Source organism: Vibrio thalassae (genome assembly GCF_900089835.1).
In the GTDB taxonomy this organism is placed as follows: domain Bacteria; phylum Pseudomonadota; class Gammaproteobacteria; order Enterobacterales; family Vibrionaceae; genus Vibrio; species Vibrio thalassae.
Genome location: NZ_OANU01000036.1, coordinates 1 through 11,036 on the forward strand (window position 1 = coordinate 1; position 11,036 = coordinate 11,036).

At 39.3% G+C, this 11,036-nt stretch carries 8 protein-coding genes; 4 read left to right on the forward strand and 4 right to left on the reverse strand.

What is annotated here, in order from left to right:
* The coding region (locus tag VTH8203_RS12340; RefSeq protein ID WP_244181154.1) for an ATP-binding protein at positions 1-138 on the forward strand (138 nt) is incomplete at its 5' end.
* A 54-nt stretch (positions 139-192) separates the two neighbouring features.
* On the opposite strand, the gene VTH8203_RS12345 is transcribed toward VTH8203_RS12340, so the two are convergent.
* On the reverse strand, positions 193-849 hold the full coding sequence (locus VTH8203_RS12345; protein ID WP_096993943.1) for a DNA ligase LigA-related protein: 657 nt from the start codon (positions 847-849) through the stop codon (positions 193-195).
* 181 nt (positions 850-1,030) lie between these two features.
* A complete protein-coding gene (locus VTH8203_RS12350; protein ID WP_158296135.1) occupies positions 1,031-1,519 on the reverse strand; it encodes a hypothetical protein in 489 nt (162 codons plus the stop codon).
* A gap of 306 nt (positions 1,520-1,825) precedes the next feature.
* Here VTH8203_RS12350 and VTH8203_RS12355 point away from each other — a divergent pair, with 306 nt between their 5' ends.
* Genes VTH8203_RS12355 through VTH8203_RS12365 form a run of 3 tightly spaced genes read left to right on the forward strand, consistent with a single transcriptional unit; the run spans position 1,826 to position 6,951 of the window.
* Positions 1,826-2,110, forward strand: coding sequence for a hypothetical protein (locus VTH8203_RS12355; protein WP_244181208.1), 285 nt, complete (start codon positions 1,826-1,828; stop codon positions 2,108-2,110).
* A 27-nt stretch (positions 2,111-2,137) separates the two neighbouring features.
* Positions 2,138-4,042 (forward strand): site-specific DNA-methyltransferase, encoded by a 1,905-nt coding sequence (locus tag VTH8203_RS12360; protein ID WP_096993945.1) that lies wholly within the window; start codon positions 2,138-2,140, stop codon positions 4,040-4,042.
* Positions 4,042-6,951, forward strand: coding sequence for a type III restriction-modification system endonuclease (locus VTH8203_RS12365; protein WP_096993946.1), 2,910 nt, complete (start codon positions 4,042-4,044; stop codon positions 6,949-6,951). Before VTH8203_RS12360 ends, VTH8203_RS12365 begins: the two co-directional genes overlap by 1 nt.
* Positions 6,952-7,480: 529 nt before the next feature.
* Here the strand turns inward: VTH8203_RS12365 and VTH8203_RS12375 are convergent.
* Together VTH8203_RS12375 and VTH8203_RS12380 are read right to left on the reverse strand one after the other, a co-directional pair.
* Positions 7,481-7,789, reverse strand: coding sequence for a hypothetical protein (locus VTH8203_RS12375; RefSeq protein ID WP_096993948.1), 309 nt, complete (start codon positions 7,787-7,789; stop codon positions 7,481-7,483).
* A gap of 201 nt (positions 7,790-7,990) precedes the next feature.
* The gene (locus tag VTH8203_RS12380) at positions 7,991-9,949 is read right to left on the reverse strand and encodes a hypothetical protein (protein ID WP_096993949.1); all 1,959 of its coding nucleotides are present in this window, start codon (positions 9,947-9,949) and stop codon (positions 7,991-7,993) included.
* Positions 9,950-11,036 lie beyond the last annotated feature (1,087 nt).

Here is an 11,036-nt window from a genome sequence, read left to right on the forward strand (position 1 = left end):
ACGGCGGCATTACTGGATAGGCTTCTTCATCACTCGCACATCGTACAAATCAGTGGAGAAAGCTACCGATTACGAGGAAAGAAGGCGGCTGGAACCATACCAACAGTTCTAGAAAATCTATCTGAAAGTAAAAATTAATTACTTGGGTGGGTCAGTTTTACTTCGGCGATAACGTCGATAAGTGGGTCAATTTTAAACTGGCGTTGACACTAGATGTAACGCACCGTCAATAAGCGTCGCTGTGGCTTGGTCGCTCAGGTTATCAGCATTGACGACACCAGCAACAAACGAGCGAGGGTGGCTAAAATCATTGGATAAATAAGCATTAAAGTAGTCGGTAGGAACTACGATTTCACCGACACATTCTCGGTCAGCGTCCCCGATAATTTTCAAACCTTTTTTTAATAAACTGGTACACACATTTCCTATAGCACCATTACCGCGAGTCGCTAGTATTGGCATATCCGAAGCAAAGCCTGGAACGAACTTACACGCAACACCATCTAGCTTGGTCGTAGCGCGGATAATCGCTTGCTCACCACACTGTTCAGCTGCCGCTTTTACCGCAGATAACCAAGATTGGATTTCAGCTCTAGAATACGCTTTCTGTGTCGAAAGCATTGGATGCTCGTGGGTATAGTTAGATGAGCCTAGAGGCTCAGCTTCAACCATGTGAAGATATGGGTGTTCACTATCAAGCTGACGCAAGTCCTCTACTTTAGAATCGTATTCTTGGTCGCTTATGGAGGGCTTACCCACTCTATAGTCCTTATTCGCACTATGGAGCTGTGTAGCAAGTGCATCCGCTGTTTGTTGATCGGATTTAGTATTAGATAGAAACGTAAACATTTTTGCCTCGATATATTTTTGTTAATGAGGCTTCTAAACTACTTTAGATTTCAAAAATACAAATTGAGTTAACTCGACCATTGAAGGGATGTTATATAGAACTACCTTGTGTCACTCAAACAACTGGCTGATTTGAGTGACAACTCTTTTTTTCAAACACTTAAAGAATAGCCAAAATGCGTCATTGGATGGTTGTTTTCACACGCTCAATCAAGCTGCCAACGATTGCCATATCGTCGGGGTTGCCGAGATTGATAACAGGAATGTTATAGCTTGCTGCCAATTTTAAACACAACTGTTGACTAAGGTTCTTTAAGCCCTTAAAGGACTTAGTTCCGCACTTGGTGTAACAGACGATGAATTCAGCATGATGCTTCAAATCAAATCCAAGTATCAAAAAAACATTTCTTGAAATTATCATCTTTTGGTGAGGGTTTATTGCACGAAATCCCTTTAAATATCGAGATGTTACCGCCATCGCAATCTGGCGATTACCGACTGCATTGCCATCGCCTATTTCGTGATCGTTATAACCGTCCCACGGCAAACACAATTGAACGCTATTTGCTTGGTACTTTAGTGCCCCTTGTCTAAACCAATCGTCTACGCTGTTGCCTCCATTTCGCTGAATGAAGCCTTGTGTACACGAGTAATAAAGTCGCATACTCACAGGTATCTAACTTATTGATTTTGCATTTATGAACAACGCCTCAGAAAAATAAAGTATCATACTGAAATGAGCACCACGACTAAAATGGAGCTGAAACTGAGTAATAAAGTTTCATACTGTTAGAGGTGATGTTTGGGTAATTCCTGTCTCATTTATGCCCCTTTATTAGTTTCACCAAAGCCTTACCAGTGAAGTAGTAAGTTTCCTTACTTTGCATAAATACTCACTTATCGAAATCTCATACAACACTACAGTTTTGCTACGATATTTGATATCGTGGCGAAAACGATTATTGAGTGAGTCAGAATGATTTCAGGGTTAAATGGTGGAAACTGCATTCTTAGCTCTATGGCGAAAGAAAGAGTTAAGAGCGGCATTCTAGATCAGGCGCAAGTTGTGGGCTGCAAAGGTGAATACACAGTCGTATTTAACGGTATGGAGTGGGATGGTGAGCCGCTTGTACTGAGCAGTTCAAGGCAGCCTTATGAGGCTCGTATCTTCAAGAGCTTAGACGGTGCTATCGCTGAGTTGTTGCGTATTGGGCTTACAGAAGCATCTATTAAAATTACAGCTAAATCAGACAACGATTAATCACAAATCATTGAATTTGGAACAAAGATGAACATTAAAGAAGAGACAGTATATTCAAACGTTGAGACAGCCAATAGCAAACAGCTTGCGATTCTCAAGAAACACTTCCCAAATTGCTTTGATCGTGATGGTAATTTCATTCAAGAGCGAATGCTTGAAGTTGTTAATGACAATGACATTGAGCTATCAAAAGAAAGCTACTCGTTGAACTGGTTAGGTAAATCATACTCTCGTTTGTTGGCAAACTTACCACCTAAAACCCTGATTTACGAAGATGTAGAGCACAACGCTCAAGAGCAACATAAAGACAGTAAAAACTTACTTGTCAAAGGCGATAATCTTGAAGTGCTAAAGCATTTGGTTAATGCCTATAGCGAGAAGGTCAAGATGATTTACATTGACCCGCCATACAACACTGGGTCAGATGGTTTTGTCTATAATGATGACCGTAAATTTACCAAAGAACAGCTGGCAGAGTTGGCTGGTCTAGATATTGATGAAGCTGAACGTATTTTGAGTTTTGCAGATCAAGGCTCTAGCAGCCATAGTGCTTGGCTTACTTTTATGTATCCTAGGCTTTATATTGCTAAAGAGCTATTGCGTGAAGATGGTGCGATTTTCATTTCCATTGATGATAATGAAGTTAGTCAACTAAGACTGTTGTGTGATGAAGTTTTCGGTGAAGCTAACTTTATTTCAAATATAGTTTGGCAAAAAAAATATTCACCTCAAAATGATGCAACATATTTGAGCGATATGCACGATCACGTTTTACTTTACGCAAAAAGCAAACAAGTTTGGAGACCGATTCCATTACCTCGAACTGACAAGCAAAACTCCGCCTATAAAAACCCTGACAATGATCTCAGAGGGGCTTGGAAGTCTACCGATTCGACTTGTAACAAATCCAGAGCTGAGAGACCTAATCTTTACTATCCAATAGTTCGTCCTGATGGGAAAGAGATTCTACCTTTGGAAAGTAGAGTTTGGCGTTATTCAAAAGATGTTCACGAGCAGAAACAATCTGATAACCGTGTGTGGTGGGGGAAAAATGGCACAAATGATGTACCTGCTTATAAGAGCTTTTTAAGTGAAGTTAAAGATGGTCGTGTTCCGACAACTATATGGTCATACCAAGAGGCTGGACACAATCAAGAAGCTAAACGAGAGCTCAATGATTTGATTAAAGAAAGTCCATTCAGTACGCCTAAGCCAACAAAGTTAATTCAGTTAGCTGCGTCTATTTCGGTGAAGCCAAATGATGGTGACATAGTAATGGATTTTTTTGCTGGCTCAGGAACTACGGCTCAAGCAGTTATGTCACTGAATGCTAGGGATAACGGCGACCGAAAATTTATTTTGGTGCAAATACCAGAGGCCGTTCCTGAAAAATCAGAAGCCAATAAAGCTGGGTATACAACAATTTTTGACATCACAAAACAAAGAGTTCTGAAAGCGTCAGAGTTTATTAGTAGCGAAAACCCTGACTATAGGGGCGATATGGGGGTTAAAATTTTTGAAACAGTCGAAGATTTCCGTATTGAAGAAGACGATAAGGAACTAACTTTATCCAATCTTACTATGTTCAATGATGTTCTTTTGACTGATGAGCAGTATCAAACGTTACTCACCACTTGGGCTTTGTATGATGGTAGCGAGTTAACGACTCCTATTTACGATATTGATCTCGATGGATATACGGCACACCTGTGTGATAGACGCTTGTATATGATTGCTCCAGACTTTAGCAGCAATGCGCTCAAAGCTTTACTTCACAAACTTGATGATACGAATGACAAAGATTTTGACCCAAACAAGATTGTTTATTACGCCAACAACTTCGACAGCGTTAAGCAGATGGAGTTGAACGAAGCACTGAAGAGCTATGCAAATAAGAAATCTATCGAGATTGATGTGGTGGTGCGTAACTAATGAGCAAAGGATTCACTTTTGAAAAGAATTTGCCACACCAAAAAGCAGGTGTTGACGCAGTTCTCAATATGTTTATCGGTGCAGAGCCACAATTCGATGACGATCAAAGTGTTCGGCTCTTAGCGAATCCAGAACTCGTTATCACCAAGCCACAGCAACGTTCAAACATAAAGGCTATTCACGAGTTTAATGCTATCGAGCACAGCAAAGAGCATTATAACGAGAATAGTAATGTGATTGATGTCTCGATGGAAACAGGTACAGGTAAGACCTACACCTATACCAAAACGATGTTCGAGTTGAACAAAGCTTTTGGTATCAATAAATTCATCATCATTGTACCAACGCTTTCGATCAAAGCTGGTACGGTGAACTTTCTTAAAAGTGATGCGCTCAAAGAACACTTTAGAGAGACAGAGCGTGAACTTAAAACGTATGTTGTTGAAAGTAAAAAATCATCTAAGAAAAACACCAAATCGTTTATGCCTCAAGCGATTCACGATTTTGTAGAAGCAAATAACTACAACAAAAAATACATTCACATAATGGTGATTAACTCAGGAATGGTTAACTCCCCATCTTTGACGGAAGTATATGACCGTGGCTTATTGGATAACAGGTATAACACACCGATTGAAGCAATTGGTGCTGTAAAGCCGTTCGTTATCATTGATGAACCGCATAAGTTTCCTAAAGCAAAGACAACGTGGAATAACATTGAAAAGTTTAATGCTCAAAGCATCATCCGCTATGGCGCAACGTTTAATGAGGATTACGAAAATCTTGTCTATCGTTTAACGGCTGTTGATGCATTTAATGATGACCTCGTTAAAGGCATTAATACCTTTATTGAGGAGATGGTTGGTGATGATGTTGCTAGTTTGACGCTCAAAAAATCGACCACAAAAGAGGCAAGCTTTGAGTTAAATGAAAACGGTTCAAAGAGCACTATCAAAGTTGGTAAAGGTGAATCATTAGCCAAGGCTCACACTGAAATTCACGACCTATACATTGAGTCGATGAACACAAAAATGATCGTTCTGAGTAATGGTGTTGAGCTAAAAGTTAATGAATCTATTAACCCATACTCATACTCAGATACGCTCGAAGATAATATGATGCGTAGGGCGATTAAAGAGCATTTCAAAGTTGAGAGAGAAATGCTCACACAGCGCCCACGAATCAAACCTCTGACTCTGTTTTTCATAGATGACATCGAGGGTTATCGTGACGGAAATAACATCTCTGGAAGCTTGAAAACCAAGTTTGAAGAATGGACTTTGGCTGAAGCTAAGGCACTACTAAAAACCGAAAAAGATGAGTTCTACAAGCGGTATTTGGAAAGAACTATTGCTGATATAAGTAGTGTTCACGGTGGTTATTTCTCGAAGGATAACAGTGATAAAGACGAAAAAATCGAGCAAGAGATTAATGAAATTTTGCACGATAAAGAACTGCTTTTGTCTTTAGATAACCCTAGACGATTCATTTTTTCGAAGTGGACGCTTAGAGAGGGTTGGGACAACCCAAATATCTTCACCCTTTGTAAGTTACGTTCAAGTGGCAGTACAACATCAAAGCTTCAAGAAGTGGGTCGAGGCTTACGTTTGCCAGTGAATGAATATATGGCTCGTGTGAATGGTGAGTTTAGGCTGAACTACTTCGTAGATTTTACTGAGAAAGATTTTGTTGCCTCTCTAGTTCAAGAAGTGAATGAAACATCATTCAAAGAGACTGTCCCATCTAAGTTAACTCAAGAGCTTGAGGATAAAATCTTATCTAAATACCCTGATCTTGAGGCTTTGGATTTGATGATGGACTTACTTGGAAAAGGGATCATCGACAAAAGTAAAAACTTACTCGGCGCAACGGCTTATACGCAGTTAAAAGAGGCGTATCCTAACGCTTTCCCTAGCGGTGTTAAGAGCGGAAAAATCAAAGTTGCCACAGAGGGGAAAACTCGTTCCAAAATGCGAGTTGGTAAGTTTGATGAGCTAAAACAACTTTGGGAAATGATCAATCAAAAGGCAGTATTAGAGTATAAAATCGCTAGCGAGAATGATTTCCTAAAGCTCTTCACTACCTATTTGCTTGAAGAGTCTGAGAAGTTTAAAAAGACTGGCGTTCAAACACGTATTGAAAAAGTGTATGTGAGCAATGATACGGCAATGTCAAAAACAGTATTTGGTGATGATGATGACTTCACTAAGTTCTGCACTATGACATACAAAGAGTTTGTTAATCGCCTATCGCAAACGGCATTTATCAAACCATCAACACTGCACAAAGCATTTGTAGCCGTGCAAGGGACGATTGATATTACTGATTATTTGAACATTCAAACCATCAGAAAGATTAAATCAGGCTTTAGTAAGTTCTTGTTGCATAACTCATTTAACAAGTTTGGGCTAGGATATAACATCATTTCCAACAGCCTACATCCAACTAAATTTACAGATGAAGCAGGTCAAGTTCTGAAGGATGTTACAGCAAGTGATCTCGGTGTACATTCGGATCATTCTTTACCACCACTGGACAGCTACCTCTTTGAAGATGTGTTTTATGATTCTGAGCTGGAAAAGCTCAACATTACCGATGGTGAAATTGAGTCTGTATCGGTCTTTACCAAGATCCCAAAAAACTCAATAAAAATCCCTGTAGCAGGTGGTTATACCTACTCTCCTGACTTTGCTTATGTAGTTAAGACCAGTGAAGGGGATTACTTGAATTTCATCATTGAAACTAAGAATGTAGAAGGAAAAGATACGCTTAGAAAAGAGGAAGAGCGTAAAATCAAGCACGCTAAAGAACTGTTCAATCAGATCAGCAAAGAAGTAAAGGTTGAGTTTAAAACTCAGTTTTCTGACGATGTAATTTATGATCTAATCAAACAGTCTGTTACTGCTTAGAGTTTGCTGTTTAAAGGGGAGGTGAAGCCTCCCTATTCATAATGGTTAAATTTCTATTCAAATTTATCATTCCCCCTCTTCAATATTGGAGTGATTATTCTAAATTATTTTTGTCCAGAAATGAGCTACGTGTACAGATCATAGAACCAAAAACTAAAGGCAGCGAGATCAAATCGCTGCCTTTTGAGTATGATATTTTATTCCCTAGTATGACACTTTAATACTCAGTATGAGACTTTATTACTCTTGCACACCTTGGCTTGCTAATTCTCTCGCCAAAAAGTACATCTTTTTCTTAATCAGTTCGGGAATGCCATTTTGTGTGAAAACGGCATACTGCCTACGTCGATTCATTTCACATCTCCTTTATGTGCAAATTTGCACTTTTGATGATGCCAATTGAATGAAATATGCAAGCGCAAAGAACCACGATATGTCGTTTTTGAGTATTTATTCCTATCGGGTAAAACGAGATGAAGCAAAAGTTGCTTCATCTCTTATCGACTAATGTAAGTGCTCTTTCGAGTCATTATGCAATTAGTTTTCTGGTTAAGTCACTGATAGCACCTACCCACACTTCCCTAAAGAGCGTTGAGCAAGAGGCCAATACTTCTTTGTTTATAGCTATATAAACACTCTTAGATTGGCAGAATACAGCTTGAGCCAGTTCTATAATCTCGGCCCAAATGCCCGTTAGAACTTCATTGTATTCAATATAGTCCTGTTCGTTTATATCTTGACCGACATATTGGTTGTTGATATTCAAAACAGCGTCTAAGCATTTTGCTTGCAACGCCAACTCAGCGACTTGTACCAGATCGTCTATCTTGTTCGACATGAGTATTTCTCCTAAAGTTGCCTTCTCAGGCTTTGTTAATATTGCCAAATCCGCACAATTACGGCTGTCACTCAAGGCTGTGACTTTTCTGCTCTAAGAGCAAGAAATCGAGAATGATAAACACAAGGACAGGTTAAAGCGCTTGCGCTTATCGCTCTCGATTTAGTTAATGAGTATTTTGGTGTCAATACTCATTCGGTGTTAACGAGTCTTGAAATGCGTTACTACTTCCTGAAAGTTATTCGCTTCCAATCGGTCAAGGTAACGAATACGTGTAGAAAGGTAATTGACCACATCAGTTGTAGAGACGTCGCATTGTAATGCAAGCGACTTTATCTGTTCGAATGACAAGCGTGGTATATCTTCCAGACCCGTAATAATATCGCTAAAGTGAAGGTTGACTTGTCGCAAGTCACAGTCAGCAAGTACTGCGATTTGAGCGTACAATTTACTTAAGCGTTCTGGCTCTATATATCGCGAGATCCTGAATGAAATTCCTTGGACTGTGAATGTGTAGACGTACTTGCCGTATTTTACACCATCTAGTCGATTCAATAGATCTCTAGTTTCACTCTTGATCTGTCGAGGATGCGGGTCCAAGTCAAGATCTTTATAAGCTACTCTTAGTCTTTTGAGAGGATTTGGTAAGGTCGGCGTATTGTTACCATCGTTTTGAAAACGAGCTTTTGCAGATTCAACTAATTTTTTCTCATCCAGCGTTACCTCGATCATCGAGTTCCTGTTCATTTCTCGATAAAACTCTAGATTAAACCAATCAATATCTATCGTAATACCAAATAGCTGCAGTTCGGTTTTGTTAGTAGAGAACGTACAGTCGTCGGGCATATTTCTTCTAAGGAATCGGACTTCTTTCTGAAATTGCAGAATTAAATCATCTATCGAATCGTCGTTCTCACTTGGCCAAACCTGCGTGAACAAACTAAACAATGTCAATTTAAAGCTTACTCTGTTTCTGAAAATCTTATTTTCGCCATAGTAGTCATTTCTTAGGATGTCAGTAAGAATATTTAAAATTGGAGGTAACTTTAGTTGCGGTAACGATAATGCGTAGGCTGTGGATGCATTGAGCATTTTCCTAAAAAACTCTGAATTCCAGCGAATAAGCACACATTTGAATGGAAAGTCTTCACCGTACAACCTTTTTGCTTTAGCTAAATAAGCTTTCTCTTCATCATAGTTAACGTTTGATTGGTTTGGTATAAAGTCATCTTCACTTGAGTTTTTAGAAGCCGGTATATCTAAACTCTCCAAAAAACGGAAATCCAAGTACACACCATCAGGTTGGTCTTGGCCAAGACGATCCGATAATCCTCCACTGTTAAACACATGGAAATCAGTTCTGCTTATACGCAAAAAAGAAAGTGAAATTTCTTCTCGCGTGGCAGTCCGTGGTTTGCCCACTTTCGTCAATCTATGAACGTCATCAGTCCAAATAGGGATTCTAAAGTCATTCACTTTCGATTGTGCCAACCGATGTATTATATGGTCAGGCAAATTTGCAACATAGCGACAAGACAGCGTTTGAATAGCATTTTGCACACTGTTATCTTGCGCATTCATAACACCAAAAGCGCCGGTAGCTGAGCTTGTCTTTCTACCAAAGCTGGTCATTGTTTCTATCTCGGTAAACTGCCTTTGGCTCGACCCAGGAGCAAAAAGCTTCTTGATAATCGTAGGCGACGGCGTTTGATACCCTTGCAAAATGTCGCCCTCTCCTGTAAGGCGCTCCAGATCGTGAATATTGTTGTTTTCTAGGTAATTAACTACCTCTACATATTTCGTTCTATTGTTCGTTCGAATAGTCACTGGTGCCACTGGTGCATCAGTGATTTTTTTGATTTGTACTAGGCGTACTCGATGGTCCGTAACACTATCGATATGATCGCTTGCTTTAAAGGAAACTGCTATTTCTTTTTCAATTAGGTCGCGAATACGATCCCGTACACGATGTATTGAAAGCCCTGAGTGTTTGGCAACAGCTTCAGCAGTCGTAACGTTATCAGGAGAACCACTGCATAGTTCGGAGGTAGCTCTGACGAACTTTTCCATTGTTCGTGCTGATGAAGTGTGAATTACTGACCACAGCGTTGGTGACGCTTCTGCTTCGCAGTGAATGATTGTACTATTTTTGCCGTCCATTTTATGACCACACGAACCAGAGTTAAATTCAATTTAGCTTATTTTTCTCGTTGGATCAAACATGAAAGAACAAGCAATTTTTTTTAATATGATCTTTTTAAATATGTTTTTAACTTGATAAATACTGATTAGATCTGATTAAAATGATCCTTGACATAAAGAATTAATAACCATGAGATATGTTGTTGTTTAATATAGGATTCCATAGTCAGATCGGGTTTGACACGCCGGACTGGTGATCAAGAAAAAAGCGCAAGCATGATCATCAGTAAACTAAAAGCATGATCAAGATAGGTTCGAACGCATGATCATATCGAACAGTTAGATCTGGTTCGATAGTTCACTGATTTTAAAGTACTTTATCCACAGGTGTTCTATTCGAATTTTGACATTGATCAAACTATTTCTTCAGATATATCTATATTACCGCAAAAAGGGCACTCTTAATCGTACTTAATGTTAAATGCAAAAGTTAAATGCTATCTAGGTAAATTTTTTACGTTTGAAAACGTACATGACTTTGCTGATTGACAGGGAAATTTGTCCTCTACGTAGAGACGTTGGGTATCCTTTGCTTTGATTATGGACAACAACATCGAACAAAATAGGCGTTTAATACTATTAATTCAATACCTTATGTTTTTCTTGTTATATCTATTAATATTGCCCGTCAGATCGGGTTCGATAATTACCACTGCTATTACACCCACAACTAATGCTAAAAAAACCATGTTTAACAGAGCGTTGCTGTTGCTAGTCGTCAGATCGGGTTCGATATGGCCGTTAGATCGGGTTCGATAATTGCCACTACTATTACACCCACAACTAATGCTAAAACCATGTTTAACAGAGCGTTGCTGTTGCTAGTCGTCAGATCGGGTTCGATATGGCCGTTAGATCGGGTTCGATAATTGCCACTACTATTACACCCACAACTAATGCTAAACCATGTTTAACAGAGCGTTGCTATTGCTAGTCGTCAGATCGGGTTCGATATGGCCGTTAGATCGGGTTCGATAATTACCACTGCTATTACACCCACAACTAATGCTAAAAACCATGTTTAACAGAGCGTTGCTGTTGCTAG